Here is a 25,712-nt window from a genome sequence, read left to right as displayed (position 1 = left end):
TTTAGTGCCGGGCACGTTGTTCAATGTCAAAGTCAGTCATCATACCGTAGTCATAGGTGTCATAGGCATTTCCGGGGGGATGCTGTTTTACATTCCCGAAATGCCAGGGCGACACTATTCCTGGTTGAGGGTTATTGTGATGTGGCCCGAGCGTGTTTTTCAAACTACCTGTAATGATCACTTCCACGGTGTTGTCACCCTCCCGCATATACGAAGAAATGTCGGCGGTATAAGGAGGAATATCTATGACTCCTGCGGCTTTACCATTTACTTTTATAGCAGCAGCAGTGCCTTTCCATTCCTTTAGTCTTACCTGGTAGTTGCTACCGGCTGAGCCGCGGAAATGTTTCGTATAGGCTACACTGTGACCATATAAAGACATGCCCATGTTCCGCCAGCTGCCGAGGGAAAGCGGGGCGGCTTTAGTAATTTCCCAGCCTTTAGCCACGGGTGCCAGGTTGAAATTTCCGATGATATATACCGGCTCTATCTCTGCAAAAACACGCATGGGAGCAGCGATTATTTCCAGTTGGTTTTCTCCGGGTTTACTATTGCTGATGTCGTACACGGCAAAGTCTTTGTCCAGCCACCATCGCCCCTTTACAGGTGTTAGTAGTTTTCCGTTCAGCTTTACTTTCCATATGTCTGGTCTTTCTACTACTGCCTGCATATGACTTTTATCTGCGCCATTGATGGTGAAATGATATATGGCGTTTACCTTGCTACCGGCAGGGAAAGTATCCCGTTGTACAATGTTTCGTTTGTATTGTACGGAAGTATTCCATGGATTGCCGTTACGGAATCCGTAATGTTTGAACGTAAGGTCTGCTGCTTTCAGTACATGTATATCGTTGTAGGTGCTGTCGCCGATGTGGAGGTCGCAGAAATCGATGTTGAGTACGTTGGGTGAAAGGCGCTGAATAATGAGAGGTGTGGCTTTTACCGGTGTGCCGGTCCAGGGCGCCGTGTAGGCGGTGCCGTTATGCATGGGTTGATCTCCTGCGAATAACAGCATACTGCCTGCGGGTGGCAGGTCATAGTGAATAGTGAGATAGCCGTTATCTGCGGTGGCCGGATAATCCAGGATGCGGCCGGTGTGCAGGTCCATCAGTATAACATCTTTGCCTTTTATCCGCACCTGTCCGCTGGCATTTTCATGTACACTGGCATTGGAGAGGAATAACAGTTGTCCGTCATCCATGCGGCGGCGGTGATGATAGAGATCGCCCTGTGTGGTATCTATCTCCGGAAAACTGATCAGGGGAGAAGGAATATATTGTTGTATCACTGATTGGTTCAGTTCCCGTATATGCGTAACTGTTGGTTGCTGCAACCATTTGTCAAGGGCGGCATTGGATGCGCCATCAATATATTGCAGCTTTTCAAACACCAATACTTTTCCACCAGCAGAGGTGTATTGTTGCAGTAGCTGAAAGGTGCTGCTGTCGAGGTTTTCCATGCCCGGTGGAATGATGACGGTATGATAGGCGCGTTCTCCTACTATGAATTGATCCTGTAATATTTTGCCATGATCCCGGATAATATTTTCAGAGCCCAGATCATATTCTATCTGTGCTTTTTCCATGCGTGTAATGAATGCCTGGAACTGGTTGCCAATTGCCGTGATCCGCGGATTGGATCTGTCGTAATTAAAATACATCCAGGCGCTGGTAGTAGGCTCCAGTATGAGCACATCGTTTTGTTGTTGTCCCCTGGAGAGGGCCAGCGATAAACGGGCGAAGTACTGGTTTTGCTGCGTATAGTAAGGCCACATCGGATTCTGATAAGAGAATGATTGTGGATAATCATATTTGCGCGCGCCGGTGAGCGTCATGGTAGCGAGGTGTTGATTCAGGGTGTTGATGCCAAGTGCATACTCCCAGTCGCCCAGTCGCTTCATGTCCATGAGGGTGAGCTCCCATCCGCCACCACCATAGGTTTCACAGAGCGTTCTTTTTTTGCCGAGTTGATTGGCTACACTGGCCAGCTCTTTTACGGAGCGGATATTCCCGAATTGTGCATTAGGACTTTGCTCATTAAACTGGTTAAAAAGCATGTCAATGGCCGGGCGCTGATGCCATGCATACATGGCCATATTATCGGGTCCACTATTAGGGTTGGGCCATCCATGTTCCCAGTAGTGGCCGGTCCATTGCAATCCTTTTTGCTCTGTATAGGCGTGCATGGGTTTTGACCAGCGATCAATAAAGAGCTGGAGTAATGTTTGAAAATAGTGGTGTCTTGTTTTTTTCCATTCGCCGGTTTCTTCAAATAGTTCGGGTAAATGTGGCTCCAGGTCATACCCCCATGTTGCCCGGAAGTGGGAGAAGAGGTCTGGTGTCCAGCGGATATTGCCGCCGCCCTGTACTTCTATATTAGGTTCATCTGAAAAAATGCCGGGTACTGTTTTGCCAAAGTCGGCGCCTACACTTTTTTCATAACCTTTCATGGTGACTTCAATAAATTTCTCTGTAACACCAGGTGCCATCAGGTCTACATAGGAGTAGCCTCCATACCAGTCGGACCTATGGTAATAAGCTTTGCTGAAGCCATAGTAGTTGCCTTTTTTACCCTTTTCTGCAGCTTGTTTGCCGGTGATGTCTTCAAACTTTCCATCTTCTTCTTTCAGGCAAATAAAATATCGTGTATCCGTTTCCGGTAGTTGATTTATTTTTTCCAGATGGAGCATTTGCCCCTGGTTATAGGAAGAAGGCATTTCAGCGGGCACATGCCCGCCGGCAAAACCGGTGGGGTAGGAGTTTTCATCGTATATCCATACATCCAGTCCCAGTTGTTTTCCTTTTTTTACGGCATAGCTCCACATATCAAACCAGTCGTCCGAGAGGTACTCCGTCACGAGACCCGGCCGTGGATGAACAAACACGCCGCCAAAGCCATGGCTTTTAAACCCGGCCATCATGGAGTCGATAACAGGGCGGGTTACTTTGGTGTTCCATACCCATAGTGGGGCGCTGCCAAATTGTTTATCGGGTGATACAAACTGTTGTTGGAGGAAGCGAAAACTATGTTCGCCGGGTGGCGGCGACTTTATACCGGTTTTCCAGGAAAGCAGGAGCAGGAAACTGGCGGCTATAATGGGTAACCAAAGACGATGAAGTAATTTCAGGTACATAAGTATACGTTTAAACCAGGGAGCATTTCTCTGGTAATAAGCTGATGATTTTTCTACAACGTGCATTGCGTCAGTGATGGTGCGGCAACTGTACAAATCTATTCAGAAAGTAAACGAATGAGGTACTGGATCTGACTTAAAAAGTACGTTTTCTGACACAATCAGTAGGGTATACACTTTAAGTGGTAGTTTTTGCCGGTATTTGCCCGTATACCAGTACAATAAAGGAAAAAGGATGCCTGTACGCTGGATGAAGGGAAATTTAAACAGACGGAAATACCCCGATTATCATTATTTTTGATTCAGTTGTACCTACCGTCCATTCCATTGCATGAAACGCTGTTTGTACCATGAAAAAATACCAGGATTCACCTATTAAGTATTTGACCGTTAATGAAGATGACATCAACTGGGGACTAACTGTTACTACGGTTGGCTACCAGTCGGTATCACCTGACAGCAGGTATCCATCGAAAGATCATCCTTCCCGTTATTGGTTCAATCCTGATACCGGTCGTATTTTACAGGAATACCAGTTGATCTATATTACCCGGGGGGCGGGTCGCTTCAGCTCCGGGCAACTGAAAAATGAAGACGTTGATGAAGGTACTATGCTGTTGCTTTTTCCGAATGAATGGCATAGCTACCGGCCTAAAACAGACAGTGGCTGGGATACGTACTGGATAGGATTCAAAGGAGTAGTAGCAGACCAGGTTATCCGGCATCATTTCTTCAGCAGGGACGCGCCGTTGCATCATATTGGATTTAATGAGCAGTTACTGGATCTTTTTAAACAGGTAATAGCGTTGGCGGCAGAGGAGCGTGCCGGTTTTCAGCAGGCCATATCCGGCATTGCCATGCATATGCTGGGAGCGGTATACTTCACCACAAAAAATAATCAGTTCCAGGATAAAGAGATTGTCACAAAAATTGAGAAAGCGAGACTGCTGATGCGGGAGCATCCGGATGGTAGTATTTCGCCGGAAGAACTGGCCCGGAGGCTGAACATGGGCTATTCCTGGTTCCGGCGTATGTTTAAGCAATACACAGGTTTGTCGCCTACCCAATACCAGCAGCAGATCAGGCTGCAACAGGCGAAGGACTTGCTGGTGAGTTCCGGTAAAACGATCAAAGCAATTGCCTATGAGCTGAACTTTGAGTCGGCCAATTATTTCACTGCTTTCTTTAAACAAAAGGCTGGTTTTACACCAGCCGTATTTCGTAAAAGAAGTCGTAAACCGGTATCATGAGGAGCCGTGTGGCAGTCTGATTCATATACCGGTGTTTAAATTATTTACCAGGTTCTTCTGCACAATCATCTTTGCGCCTGGTATCAATCACGTATTGTATTTTCCATACCCCATCCAATTGTACCATTTGAAACGAGTTTACGCCACAATGGTTAAGCTGCTGTTTGAAATAAAAGCGATAAGGAGTCCATACAGACGCCAGTGTGCCGTCTATATGGATCTGCTCAAACACAATCCGTTCGTCTGCCGCATTCGGGGGGAGTTTGCCAATGTGGCCTGCAAATTCATCAATGGCTATTGTTTGCAGGGGTTTGTCTTTGGATACAGATTGCAGCCGGGCGTCGGGTGCAAAACAAGCTTTGATAGCCACGCTGTCTGCGTTCCGCATGGCAGTAAATAGTTGATTGATGGAAGCTTTGATCGCATCTGCGGGTGTTTGTGCATGCACAAATGCAGGGATCATGATAAACAGGGTGAGATAGAATAGCCGATGCATTTTTTTTGTACTAAGATAATGCTTTTGTGATGCACGGCACTTATCATGCGATCCTGCCGCAGTAAAAAAATCAGTGATCCAGTACAACTACATTAGCGGCTGCCTTTTGTTTGGTAGAGGCAATGAAGAGCAGGGGCAATGCAGCGAGGAATATGATGCCTACCAATAGAAATGCGTCACTGAAACTTAAAATGGTGGTTTGGCGGATAACGGTGTTATCCAGTAATTTTAATGCTTTGTCATGTGCATCAGTAGCGGTGGCGCCTTTATTTAAGAAGAAATGTGTGTATCCGGTTAGCCGGGTGGTTAAAGCAGGATTATCTGTCTGCAGATTGCTGACCAGGTCGGAGCGGTGCTGGGCATTGCGGTTAGCGAGATAGGTATTGACCATGGCAATGCCGAAGGAACCGCCCAGCTGCCGCATCATGTTATTGAGTGCGGCGCCCTGGGGGATATCTGTTGCCGATAAAGAAGATACCGCCAGCGTAGTTAGCGGCACGGTTACGAGTGCCAGTCCAACACCACGCCAGATGAGGGATACCGTAATATCAGCGGCACTGGCGTTTTGGTTAAGCTGCGACATTTGCCAGCTAAACAGCACAAATAAGCCCATGCCAGCCACTATCAGGAATACCGGTGATACACCGCGTTGCAGCAGTCGTGCGGAGATGATGAGTCCTCCTATCGCGAGACATGCGCCGGGTAGCAACAGCATACCGGTTTGCAGGGGCGTGAAATTGAGAAGCCGCTGTGCAAATACGGGGGTCAGGAATACAGAGCTGAAAATGCCCATGCCGGATACAAACGTAAGGATGGCGGCGATGCTGAGATTCCTGCTTTTCAGTACCCGCAGATTCACGACCGGGTATTTGATCCGGAGTTCCCACCAGATGAAGAGTATAATAGAGAAAGTAGCTATTACTGCGAGCCAGGTGATGTAAGGAGCTTCAAACCAGTCGTCTGTTTCGCCGCGTTCCAGTACTGTTTGCAGGGCGCTCACACCTACTGCCAGCAGGAGGATACCGGTCCAGTCGATTTTACGATCGGGGGCTACTTCGCCGGGTTCCCGTAGCAGTACATAACAGATGGATGCGACTACTATACCAATGGGAATATTGATGTAAAATATCCAGGGCCAGGAATAGAACTCTGTGATGTAACCGCCAAGCGTAGGTCCTATGGTAGGACCAATAAACACGCCCACTCCAAAGAGCGCGCTGGCCACATTACGTTTTTCTTTAGGGAACTGTTCAAATATAATTACCTGGGATACAGATAGGAGGGCGCCGCCACCTATGCCCTGCAGAAAGCGGAAGATCACCAGTACCCATATGTTGCTGGCTTGTCCGCACATCATGGAAAAGAAGGTGAAGGCGATAATGGAGCCAATGTAATAATTGCGTCTGCCCAGTTTGCCCGCCAGAAAGCCCGTGATGGGGATGATGATGACGTTGGCGATGGCGTAGGCAGTAATGACCCAGGAGGTGTCTTCCAGGGTGGAGCCCAGGTTACCGCTCATATGCGATAATGCCACATTTACAATAGAAGTGTCTATCAGCTCCATGATGGCCGCTGTAATAACCGCCAGGATCAATACTGTCCGTTTCATTACTATATTTTAATATACCAATTGGTATATTTTAAAGGAAATTTTTTTTACGCTGTTACGCCGCCGCCATTCATCGCCGCAAAAGCAGCATCAGGAGAAGTCAGCATCAGTTGATAAATATCTTCTGTGTTGCCTACATGAATTTCATATTGATTTTTGCCGAGTGCTGCAAAGAATTCTTCCGCTACCTGTTGTGGAGGAATGCCATTAGCACCGCCAATTCCCTCTGAGAATTCAGTATTTACCAGTGGGGGCATCAGGTCAAACACGTGCAGTGGTGCTATGCTGTGGCGCAGTGACTGTGTGTAGGAATGTAATGCCGCTTTAGTGGCCGAGTAAGTAGAAATGCGTGCGGATGGCGCAAATACTACAATAGAGGTTACGTTTACAATGGCAGCTTCCTGTTGACGGAGTAGTAAAGGCAGCAGTTGTTCTGTGAGCCGAATCACTGCCAAATAATTGGTGACCATTTCTTCCATTGCTTTATCCGCTGCATTGGCGGTGGCGGACAATTCGTAAGCATGCGCTTTACCAGCGTTGTTGATAACCATATTCAGTTCAGGGAAATCCTGTTCCAGGGTCTTTACCAGTTTCGCTACGTCTTGTCCGTTGCTGACATCGCTGACGATGGTGGTCACACCGGGTATCTGCCGGGCCGCTTCTGCCAGTCTTTCCGGGGTTCTGCCGGTAATAATTACTTTATTGTTTTGCTGAGATAATAATCTCGCTATCGCCAGGCCTATGCCTGCACTTCCGCCGGTGATCAGCACCGTATTTCCTGATGTTTTCATTTTTTAGTTTTTATTTTATACCAATCGGTATATTTATAGAGAAAAAATTTTGATTATAATTCGTTGATGATTTTTTCTACGGACTGCATAATGGTTTTCCGGTAATTCATTTTGCCTGTTAACTTGGTGATCATAATACAGCCTTCAATCATAGCGATCATGGTGAGGGCTGTTTGTTCCACATTTGCATGTTTACTGAATTCTCCCTGCCGTATACCTTTTTCAATCAGGTTGGTGATAATGTCTTTCCAGTTATGTACAGCATCGACAGCTTTCTGTTTTAATAAAGGATGGGTATCATCCGCTTCGATGGCGGTGTTAAGAATCGGACAGCCACCTACGGGAAAGGGATGTTTCAGGAAGTTTTCATACACATGCACATATACCATCAACTTATCTTTGCAGGTAGTCTTTTTGTCCATTTCCTGCCTGATGATTACGCCCACTTTCTGAATGTTGTGATCAAAGGCAGCCAGGGCCACTTCATCTTTATTGGCGAAGTTGCCATAGATACTACCCTTTGTTAACCCGGTAGCATTGGTCATGTCATTCAACGAGGTGCCGGTATAGCCCTTTTCGTTGAATACGGGCGCCGTCATCTCTACAATAAACTGTTTTGTTTTCTCTGCTTTGTTCATATCCTATGATCTTTGCCGGTACAAAAATATACCATTTGGTATTAAATGGGCAAATTTATTTTTGAACAAAAGGATGAGTGCCTTACGGAATCGCATCTGGTAAGGCTTTTAATTAATTCAGGGTTTCACCACCGACATCATCAGGAAAATAGGGCGGCGTGTTTCGTCCCGCATTTCGGGGTATTGCTCTATTATTTCGGCGGAGGGCTGGGGTTCTGAGATATGGCGGACGCTGAAACCAACTGCCAGCAGCGTATTTAACAGGGTAGCTACCGTGCGGTGGTATTTGATCACATCGGTATCCAGGAACCTCGTCTTCCTTAATCCCTCCGCCTGATAATGATCTAGCGGCCAGTGCAGTCGTGTGCCGGCTGCATCGTAGTACCAGTCCTGCGCGGCATTGGCCGTAAAAACAGGATGCTCTACAGAAAGCGCAAAGGTGCCGCCGGATTTCAGACAATCATATACTTTGTGGCAAACCACATCATAAGCGGCCACGTAATGTAATGCCAGGGAGCTAATGACTACGTCGAAGGAGCCCGCTGCAAAATCAATATCTTCTATGGCTTGTTGTATATAGGTGATAGCCGGATCATGAGTGGTATTCCTGGCGCGTTCCAGCATTTTCTCAGAAATATCTACGCCTACTACTGCCGCGGCCTGTTGCTCTCTTGCATACCGGCAGTGCCACCCGAAGCCACAACCCAGGTCCAGTACTTTTTTATCGCGCAGATCCGGCAGCATGGCGCGGAAAGTTTGCCATTCACCTGCGGCATTCAACCCATCTACAGAGCGGGGCATCTGGCTGTAACTTTCAAAAAAAGCAGGATCATCGTATTTGTTCTCTTTCATATCACGATCATTTAAAGTGGGGAACTTACCAGGATCACCTGAAAAATTAAAATTAATGAAATATGCAATAGAAAGTGGATGATGGCAATTTGCTACAGCCTGCAGCAGCCTTTTATGTCCGCTAAAGTATCCATCTCCGGAATTCTAAAAAAAAAATTGAAATTATAAATTACATTTAAGCAGAAGAGAATCGCAAATGCCTTACATGAAAAGTTGATCATCGTGATAAGTCCTATGCAGTGCTGTTTGCCTCAAATTTTTGAATCCACGTAAAATACTCAGATGCGCAAAGTATCTTCCCTGTTTCCCCTTTTTTCTATGACCGGATTTTCCCAGGAAAGGACCGCAGACAGGTCACCTGTATACCATGATACTTTAACCCAGTACTTTACTACAGCTCATTGTAAAAGCAATCCTGTGATTGCTCAGCTAACACCCAAAGACAATTTATAGGATAATGAAACGACTATACCTACTACTGTTTATTTTAATATGCACTGCTGCTGTTGCCTTCTCACAAAAAAAAGATAGTACCTGGAAAGGCGTAGCCAATGGGATTGTACGGGATTCCGTTCATAACTACGCTTTACCTGCAGCTACGCTGGCGGTGTACCTGGTGAAAGATTCAAGTCTGATCACCTACCAGTTGTCCGACAACTTCGGGGAATTTCATTTTAAAGACCTGCCGGTAAACCAGTCGTTAAGAATTGTGGTCAGCTATATGGGCTACCGGAGTTTGGCGAAGAAATTTACGATCATCGGTAATGAGATCGATTTGAAACAACTCAACCTGGAACGTGGAGAAAACAGCTTAAAAGGCATTGAGGTAATAGCAGTACCACCGGTGCAAATGAACGGTGACACCCTTGAATTTAATGCTGATGCTTTCCGGCTGGATCCCAATGCGCAAACAGAAGATCTGCTGCGGGTATTGCCTGGCGTAACCCTTTGGGGCGATGGTACCATTACCGTCAACGGCAAGGAAGTACGCAGTGTATTAGTGGATGGCAAACCTTTTTTCGGAGGTGATAAGCGCGTGGCTACCCAGAATATTCCCAAAGATGCGGTAGATAAAATTCAGGTGTATCAGCAAAACAAGAACCGGGACAATCCGCTGGATTCCGTTACGGAAGTGAATATCAAGCTGAAAGCGAATAAGCGGATGGGCCACTTTGGAAAAGTGTCTGCGGGCTATGGCTCCCGGGAACGTTATGAGGCAGATGCCAGCATCAACTTTTTTTCGACAAAGACGCAGATCGGATTTGTGGCTGCCAGCAACAATATTAATAAAGATGCCGCTGACGCCAACGAGCTACTACGCAACAGCACCTTTAAAGGAGTAGGGGCCGGGACGGAATACCAGTCGGATTTCTCGATGCAGGGCATTAACCGGTCCAAATCGGGTGGATTTGTATTTCAGCATGACTTTATACCAGATCCGGATTATAATAAGGAGAATCGCCTGAATGCGAGTTATTTCCTGAAGAATAATATCAACGACCAGGTACGTAATACCCAAACGGTTACCTCGCTCGGCGGTGATAGTAGCCTGATACGGGATGATCGAAACAACAGCCGGAATAACAACACGGCTCAGCACTTCCAGTCGAGGTATGATAAGCGTCAGGATAATAACCGCTTTTATGCCGGTGCCGCCTTCAACAGTAACACTACGCATAGCAACAGCCGTAATGAAAGTAGCGTATTTAATACAGTCCGGGTATTGCAAAGTACCAATCAGTCCGTGAGTGATAATAACAGTGAGGGGAAAAATATGACCCTGGAAATTGGTACATCACACCAGTCAAGGATGTATGAAAGCCGGTGGCCACGCGATTATGAAATTAATTACTCGTTTATTGCCGCCAACAGGAACAACGACCGGTGGCAGCAAACAACATTTAATTCCATCGACAATCCTGCACAAAATAAATTGTTTGACCGGCGTTATAATACCAGCAGTAATGACACCAAGCAACACCTGTCGCTGAAGTGGGGTGATTTATCTCCCTGGATGTTTGGTGGTAGCTTGCCCCGGCTGAGTATACAACTGCAAAATAACCTGGACATAAATACGCATCGGGAAAAGAACGGGGTCAAGGATAAGGATCCTGCAAAAGACAATTATGTACTGAACCAGTATTTAACCAACGACAGCAGGTATACTACAATAGATGAAAAGCCGGCATTGAATTTCAGCCGGACATTCAATAAGGGGCTGGTGAATCGTTATAACAAAACGGTTACGATAGATGCCAGTGCGCAGGCACAATTTTACCAGCTGCAGAACCATTCTGATCATGCTTTTCAAAACCTCAGCCGCAGTTATCTGAAGTTTGTACCGAGTGCCGGCGTCAGGTATCAAAACAATCAGCAAGGCGACTTCTATGATACCTATAGCCTGAATTTTGCCGCTACCAATGACTATCCGGGTGTTTTTCAGCTGGCGCCACTGGTAGATAGTTCCAATCAGTATAACATACGAAATGGTAATGCTACCCTGAAGCCTGCCGAAAAAAGAGCATTGACTTTCAGCATGAGCCATTACACGATGCGGCCAAACAGAGATTTCAACTACAACGGGAGTGTGTCTGCCGGCATCATTAATAATAGTTTTGCAGATAGCAGTATGACAGATAAAGAAGGGCGCAGCAGTTACTATGTGGTGAATGCAGATGGCCATCAGTTTTTGAGCATGTCCGGTAACCTGAACAAAGCATTTAAGTTAAAGCAGCATCAGCTGCAATTCAGTGTGAATATTTTTGCCAATTTTAGCCGTACCCCTAATAGTATTGGCGGAGTATGGAATAAATCAGATAATATTAACAGCTATAATAATTTCCGTCTTTATTATTCCTACAAGGATATTTTTAATACCAGCTTCAACCAGGGCTTTAACTGGTATAAATCCAGGCAACAGGGGATTGAGGGCAATGATCTCAGCAATCGTACCTATGTGACGGCGTTCAGCGCCAGCGCTAATTGTACCCGGCGACTCTCCCTTAGCAGTAATGTGAATTTTAACCACAATACCTCCACGGGTTCGGGAGGTATTAATTATACCATCTGGAATGCCAGTGCAGCTTATCGCTTTATGAAGGGGAATAATTTCGAGTTGAAATTATCTGCCATGGATTTGTTGCACCAGAATACCAGCATTATCAATTACGGATACAACAACATACTGACCTATGGTACGGTAAATGTGCTGCAACAGTATTTTATGGCGACAGTGTCGTGGTTTCCGCGGAAGTTTGGAAAGAGCGAGAAGGCGAAAGAAACAGGGGAAGAAGAGTAGTACCTGACTCCTGATGTCTGCAGCACTCACATGCAGAAGATATAAGATCAGATGGCGAAAAAGAATATTTAGTACAGATGATGTATTTTCGTTTGGTATTATCAACGTAAACTACGCCATGGATATAACCCGGATATACCAACGTAAAAGTTGGAATGCGCTCCCGGAAATGGAAGCGAAAGCAATTTTATCTTTTTTAACAGAAACGCAGCTGCCTGGATTTACGATCAAATCTTTTGAACAATTCAATAAGTTTAATCAAAGCACATTTACCGCGGTATTGGAGTATATGGGGCGCGAATTTGTTTTTGTTCCCGGTGACACGGTCACCCTTGGTCTGGATCATTACACAACGGCAGCGGAGAACAAAAAAAACATTGCCGCATTAACTGGAATAGAAATAACCGAAGTGGATGCCTATATACGGGAACGGTTGTCGCCTGTACGAACAGTTACTATAGGTCCGATGATCGTGGAGCGTCATGTACAGGAAACAGGTTACTTTCCGGTGGCTCTGGATGATGAACGGCTGGTAGCGGATGATTATTTTGAAAAAGCCATGGTGGACTTGCGTAGCACCCCAAATGAAAAATATAAGTATACCGTAAATGACAGTTTTCGCCTGGAAAAAAATGGAGAAGAGATCAAAGCTTTCCTGTATGAATATGCTTCTTATGATGAGCTGGTAAAGAATATCCTTGATACCGGCTTCCGTTTGCCCACGGAAGATGAATGGGAATATTTATGTGGTGGTGGTTCCCGCACGATGTACCCGTGGGGAGATGAGCTGGATCGCACAAAAAAATATCATCATTTTGCAGCAGATCATGATAAGAGCACTCCCTATTTTCTAGATGCCTATAATCATTTCGGCATAGTGATCGCTAATAATCCCTATCACTATGAGATCATGATGGATAGTGAATGGTTTTTAAAAGCCGGGGATGGTGGTTGTAATATTTGTGGCGGTGGCGGATTGGAGATCGGTTACCTGAGTACGGCTACTTATTACAGAGATGTGAATATTTTTGATGAAGAGATGGATTATAAAGAAGAAGTCACTGGAGATTATTCTTTTGTAAGAAGAATAAAAAGATTGCTGTAAATTATAGCAATTGTTTATTGAAACTATTCGTAATGGTCTGTGTCCGCAAATAATTTTTTCGCCAGCTGAAAGTCACTGGTGTGGTCGCGCTTAATTGTTAAGAAATATTTTCTTTGCCAATGTTGAGTTTTCTCGGCCTGTTTACTGGTAATTGTATCCCAAGGTGAATAAATTCTGATTCCACGTTTTCCTCCTTTCCCATTTTGCGAAATAATTCCGTTATTGGCCAAAACAGATTTTGGAAAGACAAACTGCCCCAAATTATTACCACTTTTTGTTGTAATAACTATAAAGTCGATATTATCCAAAATGTCGAAAGGTGCTGTTATTCCGTCATCATTTCTTTTCCAGATGGTTACAAATTGTCCTGTTTTTGTCGGCGTAACTTTGGCAACCCGGTATTGAATTGCCTTTCCGTTAAGTTTAAATGAGCAGGCGCCATATTCCAAACTCTCTGAATTCAGTATTGGGTTTGTTAATACGAAACCACATTTATCGTAAACTAATTCCTTTACAATTTCTAAGTCATTATGAAATGATTTTATTATTGTCGAATCATCTTTAGCTGTCATAGTTTAGTATCTATTAATTTATCATCCTTCATAACCTACTCCATTGAAATGTACAGGGAGTCTTTTGGGTTATATAAGATGGAATATTTTATGCCGGTTGGAAGGTTTTTCGAAACTGTTTCCATCAACTTTTCAATAGCTGCGTGTATTCCTTTATTGTTTGAATCAGTCTGCTGCATGACTATCATGCTGACGCCAGGTTGATCACCTCTTATACGGGTAAAGTTTCCATGAGTATAAGGACCCAATGCCATTTTCGCGGCTACGTCTTTTAATCGCAATACGGTATCGGCATTCGTACGAATCTTCATATCCCCATAAGGAACAGATTGATGATGTTCATTTTTGCACTTAATGATATAATCAAATGGCTGTTTGCCATCCTTGAATAATACCCCTGTTACTGCTTCCAGTTGCTTCGCAGGAATAGCGGCTAATACTTCCTGCAACGTTAAATTAAAAGTGCTCATCTGCTGTTTGCCCAGGAAGATACGCATCAGCGAGTCTTTATTGTGGTCGGCAGTAACCAATTGACTGACGCCGGGAGTCCGTTGCAGATCGGGAATAATATTCATGGCCGCATACTTAGCCAGGAATGTATTGTCGTAAGGTCCGTCTTTTTCAGCGTACAGATCAATCGCCATCACTATAGGCCCATGTTGCCTGGAGACAGTGATGCCCGGCCCGGCCATCTGTGCAGGTAATTGGCTGGTTACTACAGCAGCGAGATTTGAGATATTCAGTGCCGCAGTATCCGGATTTGTACCTGGTTTAAAGTATATGATCATCACCAATGAACCATCACTACTGGCAGTATAGTTCATATGATCCATGTTTTCAACATGCTGAAAGATGGACTCTTTTAATGGAGTAGCTACTGAATTTAATACCGTGTTCACATCGGCTCCGGAATAAAGCGCCCTTACCTGTATAGAAGGCGGTAACTGCTGCGTGGGCTGTTGGGTAGATGCGAGTCCGCCGCAACTAATCAGCATCGCATAAATAAGGGTGACTACTACAAGCCATTTCGAATGGTTTCTGAACATCTTTTTTGCAATTAGCACAACGGGTGAAAAAACAAGTGGTCGGAAGATAGGAATAAAACGCGAATAGTAAGATGGCTGCTTAAAGCTTCTTCCATTCCGCGTCCTTACCCCTGTTATTGTAGGTGACCAGTTTATATATTCCTGTCGCCTCGTCTTTCACGAACTCAAACCTGAGAGGGGCTTCCTTCATATAGAATTTATTCTCCTTCTCCGCATACAATACTACTTTGGGTAGCCTGTCGTCAGGATTGAGCGCCTCGGCAAACAGCGTAGTCCCTTCCAGGGTTATCCGGATCTGGTGATTCACGGTTCCTGCAAAAACTTCATAAGTACCGGTAAAAGGCTTGAGCTGTTCCGCTGTCAATCGCAGCATGGCAGCTATGCTTTTCCCCATCGCCAGTCTGGACAGGTCATTGGTCAGCACCTGCCAATCCATATCTGATTCATAGCAGTTGAACAGTGTGACCACATAAGTATCCTGTGTAGGGAGGTAAACTATATCGGTTTGATATCCATCAGTAGAGCCACTGTGTTCCACAGTGGGTGCTTCCTCCAGTTTTTTGATAAACCAGCCAAAGCCATATTCAGACTCGCTACCATCTGCCAGCTTGTAAGCGGTAACCGCCTGCTTCAGGGTTTCCGGCTTGATTAGTTTGCCACTGTATAATGCCTGGTGCCATTTCAGCAGATCATCTGCAGTAGATTCCAGCGCGCCTGCACCATAAGTCAGGTTGACAGGTTGAAGTTCTGCATCTTCCAGTTTCCCGTTGAACCTGGAGTAGGGGGTAGACCTCCTGGAATCTGGCCTTTCGGGATCAATGTAAAACGTGGATTTTAATCCGGCCTTCCTGATCAACTGTTCATGCAGGTAGTCTTTATAGGGAAGCCCGCTGACTTTTTCTATAATGTATCCCAGCAGGAAATAATTGGAGTTACTGTACTGAAACGTAGTTCCTGGTACAAACAGCAGCGGCTCTTTCTTGAAAACATCTATGACCTGTTTGGGGCTATAATGGTTGATTTCTTCCGGTTTAGCATCCGTTTCCAGCTCCAGGTAATTCCTGATTCCCGAGGTCTGACTGAGCAGATGAGCGATCGTGATGGTATGTCCTTTCCATGGATAATCCGGCACGAAACGTTGTATACTGTCATTAAGTCCAAGCTTTCCCTGCTCGATCAGCTGAAGGATCGCTACCGCTGTAAATTGTTTCCCGACAGAACCGATCCTGAAAATGTCCGTTGTTTTCATCGCTTTCCCGCTTTTGATATCTGACTGACCGAAAGCCTTTTTATAAATGACCTTGTCTTTCTCCGCCACCAACACGACGGCACCCGGTGCAATATCCGGCAGTCTGAGAGAGATCAGGGAATCGGCGCTTTTAACAAATTGTCGCCGTTGGATCTGGGCAAAAACCGAATCGGAAAAGCATAGTATCATGAACAAAAAGGAAGCAGTAAATTTCATCAGGATGATTTTTTTCATGGATGTCAATTTAGGGTAAAATTGCTTTCGTGGCCTGTTATAGCCTACTCAAATCCGGATTTGAGTACAATTAAATGAATGGTAATACGATGCTGAGAAAGTAAGCCACACATTTTCCCAAAATAAAAATGGACAAACCGAAATCATTTTCGATTTGTCCATTCCTATACACCGGACTTACTATCGTGGCTGTTGTGTAACCATTCCTCCATTGGCAAACAGGTTACGACAGTCAATTCCAACGACTTTTTTACCTGGATACAGGTGTAGCCGTTAAATCTCCGATCTTCTATAAATAATTTTCCTTTTTATCTTTTCTGCTATTATTTGGTAATTGGCCGATTATAAATCAATTCAGAGAAACCGGAAGACCTGCTTCCTGTATTCTTCAAAATCGTGTTCATTGGAAAATGTCTCAAATTTTTCCTGCCTGCCGTTACGCTCTTCTCTCACCAGTATTACGTTCTGTCCTCCAACGATGGTTCGTTTGGCTTTTTCAAATATCAGTTCTAATTTCTGGCGGTCCTGAATTGATTGTAATTCTTCGATATGATTCACAACGATTACGAAATCTTCCATTTCATCTGTTTATGGCAAATTTATACAATTTGACAGTTTTTTCCAGATGCGTACAAATATGAAACCATAGCAGCGAGAGTCTTTCATTGAAACGATGAATGCTATACATTAAACTGCCTCAGGTGATGGTCGAAATGTTTATATACAAAAATGCCAATTTCGTCCACCTTCATCTTGCCAAAGAAGTCGTGAATGAAATCCGGATTTGAGTAGTGTCCGTATTGTGTAATCTGTTCTACCCAGGTCTTTTTTTCCAGTTCAAAATCGCCGTTTTTTGCCTTTATAGCGAATATGCCGGCCGGCATATTTTTTTTCATCGGAGCATCGCTTTTTACCATACCTTTCAACGCCATTTTTCCGAAGATCTTTCCCAGGAATTCCTGCTTATAAACATACTGGCTATTTCCGAGGATCCAGTTGTTCCATGTTGTACAATGTTTGGTCATCTGATAAACATTCATTTTACCCCATTGGGCGGTATTGTTTTTTGTAAGGGAATTGATCCTGCCAATCAACTCTTCTCTTGTTGCATTGTCAAATATCGTTTTCATATCCATGTTCTTTTCTGATGTAAAGGTATCGTGGAGGTAAAACAGGGTCACTACTCAAAAATGACATTAAGAGGTGGCTTTTGTGCCATTTTTTCACTATATTTTGAATGCACAATATTTAGATAAGGATGAAGCATATTTCAGTTATAATATTTGAAGATGTCTTGTTATCGGCGGCTTCTACCACTATAGCGCTATTAACGAGTGCCAATGAAGTGGCCGTAAGAAAAGGCATGCCTGCTCCTTTTCAGATAGAGCTGGTAGGGGTACATCTCAGGAATGTGCAGCTAAGTCTTCCCATACAGTTTCAGTGCAGCAAGACCATATCTGACGACTTTGATACAGATGTTATTGTGATCCCTCCTATGAGCTCGGACCCGCAGGACATCGACTCAATGCTTTCCAGTAACAACATCCTGCTTGATTGGGTAAAGGAGAAATATCAGGAGAACGCGCAGATTATCAGTCTTTGTACAGGCGCCTATTTTGTGGCTGAATGCGGCCTGTTGGATGGCATGCCGGCTACATCCCACTGGGGTGCTATCGAAGACCTGCATAAAAGATACCCGTTAATAGATTTTAAACMTGACCATGTTGTTACCCATTCTAAAGCTATTATTACTGGTGGCGGGGGATTTTCAGCATTAAATGCCCTGTTGTATTTCATAGAAAAAGACTGTGGAAAAGAGATAGCGGTAGAACTAAGTAAATACTATGCCCTGGACTATGGGCGGACTTCACAAAGCATCTTCACTGTCTTTTCAGGACAGCGCATGCACAATGATGATGAAATACATATTGCCCAGAGCTTTATTGAGAAGAAATTTAATTTTGATATCTCCGTAGATCAGATTGCCAGGCAGGTAAATATGAGCAGACGGAACTTTGTCCGCCGGTTTAAAAGTGCTACCTCGCTGAATCCAATAGAATTTATTCACAGGGTAAAAGTAGAAGCTGCCAAGAAAGCATTTGAAGCCGGCGAAATGAATATTGCTGCGGTTACGTATAGTGTCGGTTATAATGACCTGAAAACATTCAGGATGGTATTTAAAAAGATTACCGGGTCAACACCTGTTGAATACAGGAATAAGTATAAAACGAGAACGGTCGCTTAGGTTCGTGATATACGCGTGGGCCGCGGGGCTTCCTGAAAATAAAAATGGACAAACCAGGAATAATCTTTATTTGATGTCACATTTGCAGGTCTAACGGTGTCTTTATGTTTGAACAAAACAAATATTAAGGAGGACATTGTTATGACACTACGTATTTCAAAGGTTGAGCTCCCCGTTGAGCTCAGGGAAAACATGATCAGTCAGCTAGGTGCAGTGCCGGAACCCGTAGAGGTGATGTGGCACAATCCTAAAGTCGCCAAAGCCAACCTGGAGTTCGGGCGCTGGGTGAGCGAATGGAATGCATGTGACACGAATCTCAAATCACTTGCGCACATGGCCGTTGCGGCATTGGTTGGTTGCAGTTGGTGTCTCGACATCGGTTACTTTCAGGCAGAGAACCAGGGGTTGGATTTGACTAAGGCCAGCCAGGTTCCGCGGTGGCGGGAATCGAACGTGTTCACAACGAAGGAGCGGGACGTGATGGAGTATGCTGAGGCTATGAGCAACACGCCCACGACCGTCACAGATGAGTTGTCTGCGCGTTTGTTGCAGGAGCTTGGTCCCGCAGCATTGGTGGAGCTGACTGCGCTCATCGGCTTTGCTAATTTATCGACCAGGGCCAACACGGCGCATGGCATCAAGTCGCAGGGCTACTCCGACGCCTGCGAAATTCCGCTAACTAAACCTGCCGGAAAGTCCGGCACAGTATCAAAATAATATAATGGACCAGGATCCCTTTGTTTCTCATCGAAACCTGCTATTTACGATCACCTACGAGATGCTTGGCTCTGCGACTGATGCAGAGGACGTGTTGCAGGAGACGTGGCTCCGGTGGGCCGATGTGGATCGCTCACAGGTGCGTGATCCACGCGCTTACCTCATTCGTATCGTCACGCGGCAGGCACTCAATTGGATGAGAACATTGTCGCGTCGCCGCGAGGAATACGTTGGCGAGTGGCTGCCGGAACCGCTGCTGACAAACCCTGATGTTGCCGGGGATCCCGAATTATCAGAGAGTATCTCAATAGCAATGCTAATCGTGTTGGAAACACTTGGGCCAACGGAACGTGTCGTATTCGTGCTCCGTGAGGTTTTCAATCTACCGTATGCCGATATTTCGGAAATTATCGGAAAGCCCGCAGCTACGGTCCGGCAGATCGTGCGAAGAGCACGTGTGCATGTTGCAGCCAGACACCGGCGGGAGCAGGTGAGCCGCTCCGAGCAGCAGGCTGTTGTGGAACAGTTCCTGGTGGCGTTGCGAACCGGACAACTGCAACAACTGATGGAGATCCTGGCGCCGGACGTTGTGCTGATTGCCGATGGTGGCGGACTTGTAGCCGCTGCTCCAGCTCCTGTCTGCGGGAGTGAGCTGGTGGCAAATTTGCTCACGCAGCGTAATCAGGTGATTATCGCAAATACTGCGTGGCTTAACGGTGAGCCGGGAGTTAGTATTGAAAGAGATGGCGCAACAGCCGTAGTGAGTTTTGTTGTAGAGAATGGAAAGATTGCCCGGATCTACGCGATTGCAAACCCTCAAAAGCTGATGCGACTGGACAAACCAACCGAATTTGCCAGGTAAGTCGATGGCTGCTTTGGTAACCGCGCAGGGAGTGCGTCGATGATGATACTAAGCATAAGTGGCCTCTTTGTAATTAATTAATCTTCATAAAACTGCAATTTATTCAGACACTATCGGATGATGTTGAAAACAGATACTTTTTTGAATTAAAAAAGGCTTGTAAGTCTAAACTTACAAGCCTTTTCTTTTTATTAACGCTATTGCGGGAATAAACAACAGCCAAAAACCGGAGGCCGGCATAATAAAAACAGCTAACAAGGTTGTAACCAGCAGGCTCCAACCTATTGCAGGAGGTATCGTGTATTGATTTTTTTCTGCGCTGTCAACAAAGACCCCCAGTAATATCCATACAAATCCGGTGAATAAAAACCAAAAAGCGGCATTTCTATCAAATTCAACCTTTATGGTGTTAAGCAGACCGTCGCGGTATAGTTGTCCCAAAATCTCCCTGAATACAATCAATCCGAACATCGTGTGTAGGATGGCTATTCCTATTAACGTTTATCCTATCCAGGGCTTTTTCATATAAGAGGATTTTAAATTGATAAATGATCTGATGATTTTAAATGTGTATGTTAATTCTTAATCAAAGGTAGATACCGGTAGATGAGAGGCATATGATAATTATCATTCTTCGGGAAATTTAACGTGTAGGGAGGGACCACCTGTATTTAGAGATGAAATGAGAAACATCTCAGGTAATCTTGATTTCAAAAATGATGGGATATTGAAAGATTAGTTTTGATCCTGGGATTTTCCCCAAAATAAAAAAGGACAAACCAAGATTAATCTCGATTTGTCCTTTTCGTGTGCCCGGAACCGGAATAATATCGAACCAAATTGTACAGCCAGAGTATAACTGTACTAAAAGAAGCCTTTATTTTATCACTGTTATTTTTCCGTAATAAATTTTCCTGTCTTTTGCTTGAAGGTGTATCAGATAAGTGCCTGCTGGTATGGATGACGGCAGCTGTATATTATTGCTTTGAAGAGCGGTGCTATAAATACTTCTACCCTGCATACTGCTAACAGTAATGGTACTACCATTTAAGTCTATTTTATTGCTTATTTGAATAAGCCCATTCGTTGGGTTAGGATAAAAATTTAATTGTTGTGTCTTGAAGTTATCTGCTATTGTTGTGGTTTGAAGTTTCGAGGTGGGTAATAACCTGCTTCTGTGATATGAATTATAAAACGATGTGACTTCATCTCCGGTCAGCGCCCGGTCATAGATAAACAATTCATCCAGCTTACCAGAGCCATATATCCCTATATCTAAAACGGTGGATTCTTTCATAGTCCCATTTGCCGGAATACTACGCCCCAGATGTGCATTCACGTACGATTTCAGGCTAGTACCATCATAGGTAACAACATGTAGTCTATATTCATCTTCTGGCAAAAAAAACGTATATTCCAAGAATTGATCCATATTGGTTATCAGGTTGACGCCAACGCTTCTGACGCCTGTCCCTATGTCACGTGATATATAATATCTGAATATGGGAGTACTGGGGGAAAGTCCTGGTATCTCAAGAATAATAGCTCCATTACTTCTGTCGGTAGGAATGGTCCAGAATGCATAGGTAAATGCTTTTCTGGGTAAAGGGATGCCTGAAATTTGTATACCTGGAGGTGTGCCATTATTGAAAGCGATTGCCTGCCCGCAAACAGCATCATTAGTAAATGAAGTTGGCGGAGTTGAACTGTTATAGTCGTTTATAGTATCCTTTGCATTGCCATTAAATGGGAAATAAGCAATTGGATTAGGCGGAGGTGTGCCGCATGCACTTATTTTTGAGGTTGAGTAAAATGCGTAATACAACCGGAAATCTGCCAAAAGACCAAGCAAACTACTTTTCCGGGTAATTTTTACACGATCAAAATTTTTTTCCGGGTTGAGTATAGCCGTTGCTCTCGTGTTTCCCAACAGATGCAAAATACTGCTGTCAATAACTGTTGCATCGTTATTGGGGGTATTTCCCAGATAAGTTTCTATCGTAACAGTTCCCAGTACGGCGAGTGATAATAATGAACCTCCAGTGCCCACGCCCACTGTCAGGTAATCAAGATTTCCGGTAGCTTCAGACGGGAAGATGAGTGTTTGCTCTACACTAACACCCAGTAATCCTACAGTAATGACAAGAGAGGAGTAATCATCCTGATTACTGCCAACAGCGTTATTGGGATCATTGACACTGCAAAGCAGGCAAAGCCCGTTAATCTGACTGGTTTGGCTGCTTGCATAAATTTTGGGAATTGTCTGTGCGCAGACCGCAGTGCTATAAATCAGAAGGGCGAATAAAACCATCAAAAGATGTAGTATTATGTGTTGTAAGGCATAACGAATGTTGTTCATAGCATGTAGATTTTAATTCATGATAGATGAGTTGAGATGCTTGAGATAGGCTGATGGATTTAACACAGGCTTATGTTTTACTATTTGTATCCAGACAAGGTTAACCAAAACAAGTGTGAAGTATACTTAAAGGTCGATGTCGGGAGTTGAAATGCTGCCTCAGGAACATAATAATATTACCATATCAGGTATGTCTTCGTATTGGGAAAAGACACAGCCAGTAATATTTTGACGTAAGATGGCATATAAATTAATCCGCATTCTATATTGGGCCATGCTATACAGTTCCGGAAAGACCGGGAAGTTGAACAGATAAAGGACATCGGGTAAGGCAGGCTGCTATTAATAAATTGCAGCGTTCAAGGCTCTTGGTTTAATAAATCCCGTACAATATCATTAGAGAAATTCCCACATTACTCTGCAATTAAAAAAGCAGTTTCAACGAGGTTGGTTATTTAATATAGAAGGATAGCTGGAAATCGAGGTTCTAGTTATATGACTTCGTATCTGGTACGCATTATAAAACGACAAAACCCGCTCTTAGAGCGGGTTTTGTCGTTTAGTGCCCAGAACTGGATTTCCAATTTACTGGTTGTTAATGACTTATAAATAATGTGTGTCAAATGTGTGTCACATCCTTAGGAATCTGTCGTTTCTTATTACTTTTAGTCACTTTCTCCCTATCAGCGGCAAATTACCAAAATTTTCTTAATCTATTATTGGTAGATCACTAAATCTGATGTACTGGAATATTCTTATCACAAGAATAGGAAAAAAACTAATTTAGAGGGGAGGCTAGCAATATAAATATGAAAAGTAGCTTGTCCCCAAAAAATAACTACTCACCCCCAATTCCTATTTCAACAATGATAGTAGAGATATATGTTATTCACTTCCTCATTTAGTGATTACGAAAGAGCTATTCAGGAAGAAGGATTGCAGTAGAAAAAAGTGCAATTAAATTATATTAATACTATAAATATCAAAAGGCTCTCGAACTCCGTTTTTTTGAAACTTACACAGTTATTGAGATAGTCCCTTTTGATATTTTACCAGCATCCTTATGGTAAGATACTGGTAAAATACCAGTCAGTAACTATTCACCTGCATCTCCTGGGGAAAGGCTTACCTCATTATCCTTATTAATACCTTTAATCTTAGCTAAGATATGTTTAGGGGATGTTTTACCAAATCTAACAATTACCTCAAGGGGTATGTATCCAACATTATTACTATCATCCACAATTACAGTAAGTTTGTAATGGGTTTGCTGTAACTCGTCATAACTAATCCCTAAAGAATTAGCCAGTGTGGTGTCTTGTTCTTTTGTTCTTGCCATAATATGCAATTTTTGGTTTTTTTTTAGATTACTAATATAAGGAATTCTTAGATGCACAATAAGATAATAATTATCTGGTAGGATTACTAATTGAAATAAAAATCCACACACACATCTACAAAGAAGATTACTCCACAAATACTTTCGATTGGCCTTATAAGTATAGGTAGTATTAACGGGGGGGACAAGACTAAAGAAAACCAGGTGCTACTACGGATAACACCTGATTTTATCGAAGTTTAATCTGCAATCACACMCATAACTACCCGGCGATTTTCAAAACGGTGTATACCTGCATCATCCGGTGTAGAATGTATTTACCCATGAAGTACTGGCAGGATATCCAATCTTTAATGCCTCAAAGCTCACCATAGAAAAACCGGTCTCGCGGGAATCCCATATCACCAGTTGCTCATCAGCAGTTACTTCGCTGATCACTAACAAATGGCCGGCGACGCCATTCCTCCACATTACTACAATCACTACAATCACTACAGGTTTATGCATCTGCAACTGTGCTAACAAATCATTTTTATCAACAGCAGCAGGAATAGCTTCTTGTAATAAGTCTGCCGCTGCCAGCACCTCCCCTATATGCCAGGGGCGGTTACATTCGCAATGTTTTCGTATAGGCATGCCTTGACCATGTGCGATCTGTTAAACGGCAGATGTGTGATATTTCCCGGCACCAGTAGTTTTCGTGTAGCTCTGTCTGTTATATAGCTGGCCCTGGCCAGGTATTATGAGTTTGGAACCGCAAGACGCAAGAAATAAACACAGTACAATAAAAGGTAGTATTCTCATATGTGGTTGTTTATATGGTTATAGTAGGATTGAGGGTCAATGCTGGCTAACAGTAATAGTTTACAATTCTCTATCTTTTTCCTTTTGATATTTTTTCCATTCCTTTAAATACTTCAGCATCTGGGATACTCTCACAGTATTGCATAAACGTACTTAATTGTACACCCAATGCCTCTGCAATAAATTCTAAAGTCGTATACTCTGGCCTTTAAACGCAATGGGGTTATCATCCCAGACTCCACCGTGGCCGATTGGGTGGGACTGGTAGCTAATGTATTGGTACTACAAATAAAAATCCCTGTAGCCATATGTTCTCCAGTACCTTTTCCCCCATTCTAATGTGTAATAAACTTTTTGCCCATTCCGTGTAAGCCTTGGCGTTACTGTGATGGTCATAAATTTTCATTTTTTGTGAGCCTAACTGTGAGCCAAAAGGAGCGGAAATAAGCGGGAAATCCGCCGTTAAGCTGATATACGCGCTGGACGCGGATATTCCCCAAAATAAAAATGGACAAACCGAAGTTTATCCATTTTCGCGCCCAGAACTGGATTCCTATAGTGACCGCGTCCATAGTCGTAGTAGAATGTGATTTTATCTCCTTTCTTACTTAATCTTTGTAGCATGTTCATAGGTTCATGTTTTTAGGATTACAAAAACTATAGCACAATAAATGCGCCGTGGTAGATAGTTTTGAGGCTTTTTTGCATGAACTTTTAAAACTGAGAATAAGTGTGAAAAAGAGTGAGTAAAAAACTTTAATAAATTTTCCCGCGCATACTGTCAAGGATGACAAACTGGCTAATGCGCGTCTGACAAGGTTTAGAAAGAGTTTGTCACTCGTACTTTGATTGGAAGAATTATTAGATCGCTTTTTTTGTAAACACAAATACAGATTATTACCCTGTAGTAGGTGAATAAATTGGTGTGTCATTTGGTGTGTCAATTGGGATCAAGTTGAAAACCTGGGGGATCGTGTAAAAAATAGTTGCTTTGCATCAGATTAGCCAACGAAACACGTGGATCAGAACTTTCGCAAACTAGTAGAGATGCTGTTGCCAGCAGGGGTTTTAGAGTATTTTGACTTAATTGATTCAAGTCAGAATAAAGAGGGT

At 43.8% G+C, this 25,712-nt stretch carries 21 protein-coding genes; 6 read left to right on the top strand and 15 right to left on the bottom strand.

What is annotated here, in order from left to right; all coding sequences use genetic code 11:
- Position 1 precedes the first annotated feature (1 nt).
- A complete protein-coding gene (locus AC1DCV_RS25545) occupies positions 2–3,133 on the bottom strand; it encodes a glycosyl hydrolase (RefSeq protein WP_477025830.1) in 3,132 nt (1,043 codons plus the stop codon).
- A 350-nt stretch (positions 3,134–3,483) separates the two neighbouring features.
- Between AC1DCV_RS25545 and AC1DCV_RS25540 the strand changes: the two genes are divergently transcribed.
- Positions 3,484–4,383 (top strand): AraC family transcriptional regulator, encoded by a 900-nt coding sequence (locus tag AC1DCV_RS25540; RefSeq protein WP_477025829.1) that lies wholly within the window; start codon positions 3,484–3,486, stop codon positions 4,381–4,383.
- A 40-nt stretch (positions 4,384–4,423) separates the two neighbouring features.
- Here AC1DCV_RS25540 and AC1DCV_RS25535 read toward each other — a convergent pair whose 3' ends face one another.
- From AC1DCV_RS25535 to AC1DCV_RS25515, 5 genes are all read right to left on the bottom strand, one after another.
- Positions 4,424–4,879 (bottom strand): nuclear transport factor 2 family protein, encoded by a 456-nt coding sequence (locus tag AC1DCV_RS25535; RefSeq protein WP_477025828.1) that lies wholly within the window; start codon positions 4,877–4,879, stop codon positions 4,424–4,426.
- Between the two features lie 70 nt (positions 4,880–4,949).
- The gene (locus tag AC1DCV_RS25530) at positions 4,950–6,488 is read right to left on the bottom strand and encodes a DHA2 family efflux MFS transporter permease subunit (protein ID WP_477025827.1); all 1,539 of its coding nucleotides are present in this window, start codon (positions 6,486–6,488) and stop codon (positions 4,950–4,952) included.
- 47 nt (positions 6,489–6,535) lie between these two features.
- On the bottom strand, positions 6,536–7,279 hold the full coding sequence (locus AC1DCV_RS25525; RefSeq protein WP_477025826.1) for an SDR family oxidoreductase: 744 nt from the start codon (positions 7,277–7,279) through the stop codon (positions 6,536–6,538).
- A gap of 53 nt (positions 7,280–7,332) precedes the next feature.
- Positions 7,333–7,917 carry a TetR/AcrR family transcriptional regulator gene (locus AC1DCV_RS25520; protein ID WP_477025825.1) on the bottom strand — a complete coding sequence of 195 codons (585 nt, stop codon included), beginning with the start codon at positions 7,915–7,917 and terminating at the stop codon, positions 7,333–7,335.
- A 117-nt stretch (positions 7,918–8,034) separates the two neighbouring features.
- A complete protein-coding gene (locus AC1DCV_RS25515) occupies positions 8,035–8,769 on the bottom strand; it encodes a class I SAM-dependent methyltransferase (protein WP_477025824.1) in 735 nt (244 codons plus the stop codon).
- A 457-nt stretch (positions 8,770–9,226) separates the two neighbouring features.
- Between AC1DCV_RS25515 and AC1DCV_RS25510 the strand changes: the two genes are divergently transcribed.
- The gene (locus AC1DCV_RS25510) at positions 9,227–12,067 is read left to right on the top strand and encodes a hypothetical protein (protein WP_477025823.1); all 2,841 of its coding nucleotides are present in this window, start codon (positions 9,227–9,229) and stop codon (positions 12,065–12,067) included.
- A gap of 13 nt (positions 12,068–12,080) precedes the next feature.
- The gene (locus AC1DCV_RS25505) at positions 12,081–13,172 is read left to right on the top strand and encodes an SUMF1/EgtB/PvdO family nonheme iron enzyme (RefSeq protein WP_477025822.1); all 1,092 of its coding nucleotides are present in this window, start codon (positions 12,081–12,083) and stop codon (positions 13,170–13,172) included.
- Between the two features lie 23 nt (positions 13,173–13,195).
- On the opposite strand, the gene AC1DCV_RS25500 is transcribed toward AC1DCV_RS25505, so the two are convergent.
- From AC1DCV_RS25500 to AC1DCV_RS25480, 5 genes are all read right to left on the bottom strand, one after another.
- Positions 13,196–13,744, bottom strand: coding sequence for a MepB family protein (locus AC1DCV_RS25500; RefSeq protein WP_477025821.1), 549 nt, complete (start codon positions 13,742–13,744; stop codon positions 13,196–13,198).
- Positions 13,745–13,779: 35 nt separating this feature from the next.
- Positions 13,780–14,790, bottom strand: a complete 1,011-nt coding sequence (locus AC1DCV_RS25495) for an efflux RND transporter permease subunit (protein ID WP_477025820.1) — start codon at positions 14,788–14,790, stop codon at positions 13,780–13,782.
- A 79-nt stretch (positions 14,791–14,869) separates the two neighbouring features.
- Positions 14,870–16,273, bottom strand: coding sequence for a serine hydrolase domain-containing protein (locus AC1DCV_RS25490; RefSeq protein ID WP_477025819.1), 1,404 nt, complete (start codon positions 16,271–16,273; stop codon positions 14,870–14,872).
- Between the two features lie 354 nt (positions 16,274–16,627).
- Positions 16,628–16,852 carry a hypothetical protein gene (locus tag AC1DCV_RS25485; protein ID WP_477025818.1) on the bottom strand — a complete coding sequence of 75 codons (225 nt, stop codon included), beginning with the start codon at positions 16,850–16,852 and terminating at the stop codon, positions 16,628–16,630.
- A gap of 101 nt (positions 16,853–16,953) precedes the next feature.
- The gene (locus AC1DCV_RS25480; protein ID WP_477025817.1) at positions 16,954–17,403 is read right to left on the bottom strand and encodes a DUF1569 domain-containing protein; all 450 of its coding nucleotides are present in this window, start codon (positions 17,401–17,403) and stop codon (positions 16,954–16,956) included.
- 128 nt (positions 17,404–17,531) lie between these two features.
- On the opposite strand from AC1DCV_RS25480, the gene AC1DCV_RS25475 reads away from it, so the two are divergent.
- From AC1DCV_RS25475 to sigJ, 3 genes are all read left to right on the top strand, one after another.
- Complete coding sequence (locus tag AC1DCV_RS25475; RefSeq protein ID WP_477025816.1) at positions 17,532–18,518, top strand: GlxA family transcriptional regulator; 987 nt, start codon at positions 17,532–17,534, stop codon at positions 18,516–18,518.
- 108 nt (positions 18,519–18,626) lie between these two features.
- Positions 18,627–19,235, top strand: coding sequence for a carboxymuconolactone decarboxylase family protein (locus AC1DCV_RS25470; RefSeq protein WP_477025815.1), 609 nt, complete (start codon positions 18,627–18,629; stop codon positions 19,233–19,235).
- 4 nt (positions 19,236–19,239) lie between these two features.
- Entirely contained in the window at positions 19,240–20,097 is an 858-nt protein-coding gene (gene sigJ / locus AC1DCV_RS25465) for an RNA polymerase sigma factor SigJ (RefSeq protein ID WP_477025814.1), read from the top strand.
- Between the two features lie 171 nt (positions 20,098–20,268).
- Here sigJ and AC1DCV_RS25460 read toward each other — a convergent pair whose 3' ends face one another.
- The 4 genes from AC1DCV_RS25460 to AC1DCV_RS25445 all read right to left on the bottom strand — a co-directional run bounded on the left by AC1DCV_RS25460 (position 20,269) and on the right by AC1DCV_RS25445 (position 24,431).
- Positions 20,269–20,586 (bottom strand): DUF6463 family protein, encoded by a 318-nt coding sequence (locus tag AC1DCV_RS25460; protein ID WP_477026052.1) that lies wholly within the window; start codon positions 20,584–20,586, stop codon positions 20,269–20,271.
- A gap of 388 nt (positions 20,587–20,974) precedes the next feature.
- Positions 20,975–22,456 (bottom strand): T9SS type A sorting domain-containing protein, encoded by a 1,482-nt coding sequence (locus AC1DCV_RS25455; protein ID WP_477025813.1) that lies wholly within the window; start codon positions 22,454–22,456, stop codon positions 20,975–20,977.
- Between the two features lie 1,096 nt (positions 22,457–23,552).
- Positions 23,553–23,795 carry a hypothetical protein gene (locus tag AC1DCV_RS25450; RefSeq protein ID WP_477025812.1) on the bottom strand — a complete coding sequence of 81 codons (243 nt, stop codon included), beginning with the start codon at positions 23,793–23,795 and terminating at the stop codon, positions 23,553–23,555.
- A 297-nt stretch (positions 23,796–24,092) separates the two neighbouring features.
- Entirely contained in the window at positions 24,093–24,431 is a 339-nt protein-coding gene (locus tag AC1DCV_RS25445; protein ID WP_477025811.1) for a hypothetical protein, read from the bottom strand.
- Between the last annotated feature and the right edge of the window lie 1,281 nt (positions 24,432–25,712).

The sequence above is a fragment of the Chitinophaga sp. 10T418 genome, assembly GCF_056394125.1.
The sequence above is the reverse complement of the archived record's forward strand: the minus strand, read 5'-3'. Positions and strand labels throughout refer to the sequence as shown.

Excerpts from the sequence above, each read along its gene's own strand:
- AC1DCV_RS25545 (WP_477025830.1), bottom strand. The coding sequence starts at position 3,133 with ATGTACCTGAAATTACTTCATCGTCTTTGGTTACCCATTATAGCCGCC.
- AC1DCV_RS25540 (WP_477025829.1), top strand. The coding sequence starts at position 3,484 with ATGAAAAAATACCAGGATTCACCTATTAAGTATTTGACCGTTAATGAA.
- AC1DCV_RS25535 (WP_477025828.1), bottom strand. The coding sequence starts at position 4,879 with ATGCATCGGCTATTCTATCTCACCCTGTTTATCATGATCCCTGCATTT.
- AC1DCV_RS25530 (WP_477025827.1), bottom strand. The coding sequence starts at position 6,488 with ATGAAACGGACAGTATTGATCCTGGCGGTTATTACAGCGGCCATCATG.
- AC1DCV_RS25525 (WP_477025826.1), bottom strand. The coding sequence starts at position 7,279 with ATGAAAACATCAGGAAATACGGTGCTGATCACCGGCGGAAGTGCAGGC.
- AC1DCV_RS25520 (WP_477025825.1), bottom strand. The coding sequence starts at position 7,917 with ATGAACAAAGCAGAGAAAACAAAACAGTTTATTGTAGAGATGACGGCG.
- AC1DCV_RS25515 (WP_477025824.1), bottom strand. The coding sequence starts at position 8,769 with ATGAAAGAGAACAAATACGATGATCCTGCTTTTTTTGAAAGTTACAGC.
- AC1DCV_RS25510 (WP_477025823.1), top strand. The coding sequence starts at position 9,227 with ATGAAACGACTATACCTACTACTGTTTATTTTAATATGCACTGCTGCT.
- AC1DCV_RS25505 (WP_477025822.1), top strand. The coding sequence starts at position 12,081 with ATGTCTGCAGCACTCACATGCAGAAGATATAAGATCAGATGGCGAAAA.
- AC1DCV_RS25500 (WP_477025821.1), bottom strand. The coding sequence starts at position 13,744 with ATGACAGCTAAAGATGATTCGACAATAATAAAATCATTTCATAATGAC.
- AC1DCV_RS25495 (WP_477025820.1), bottom strand. The coding sequence starts at position 14,790 with ATGTTCAGAAACCATTCGAAATGGCTTGTAGTAGTCACCCTTATTTAT.
- AC1DCV_RS25490 (WP_477025819.1), bottom strand. The coding sequence starts at position 16,273 with ATGAAAAAAATCATCCTGATGAAATTTACTGCTTCCTTTTTGTTCATG.
- AC1DCV_RS25485 (WP_477025818.1), bottom strand. The coding sequence starts at position 16,852 with ATGGAAGATTTCGTAATCGTTGTGAATCATATCGAAGAATTACAATCA.
- AC1DCV_RS25480 (WP_477025817.1), bottom strand. The coding sequence starts at position 17,403 with ATGAAAACGATATTTGACAATGCAACAAGAGAAGAGTTGATTGGCAGG.
- sigJ (WP_477025814.1), top strand. The coding sequence starts at position 19,240 with ATGGACCAGGATCCCTTTGTTTCTCATCGAAACCTGCTATTTACGATC.
- AC1DCV_RS25455 (WP_477025813.1), bottom strand. The coding sequence starts at position 22,456 with ATGAACAACATTCGTTATGCCTTACAACACATAATACTACATCTTTTG.
- AC1DCV_RS25450 (WP_477025812.1), bottom strand. The coding sequence starts at position 23,795 with ATGGCAAGAACAAAAGAACAAGACACCACACTGGCTAATTCTTTAGGG.
- AC1DCV_RS25445 (WP_477025811.1), bottom strand. The coding sequence starts at position 24,431 with ATGCCTATACGAAAACATTGCGAATGTAACCGCCCCTGGCATATAGGG.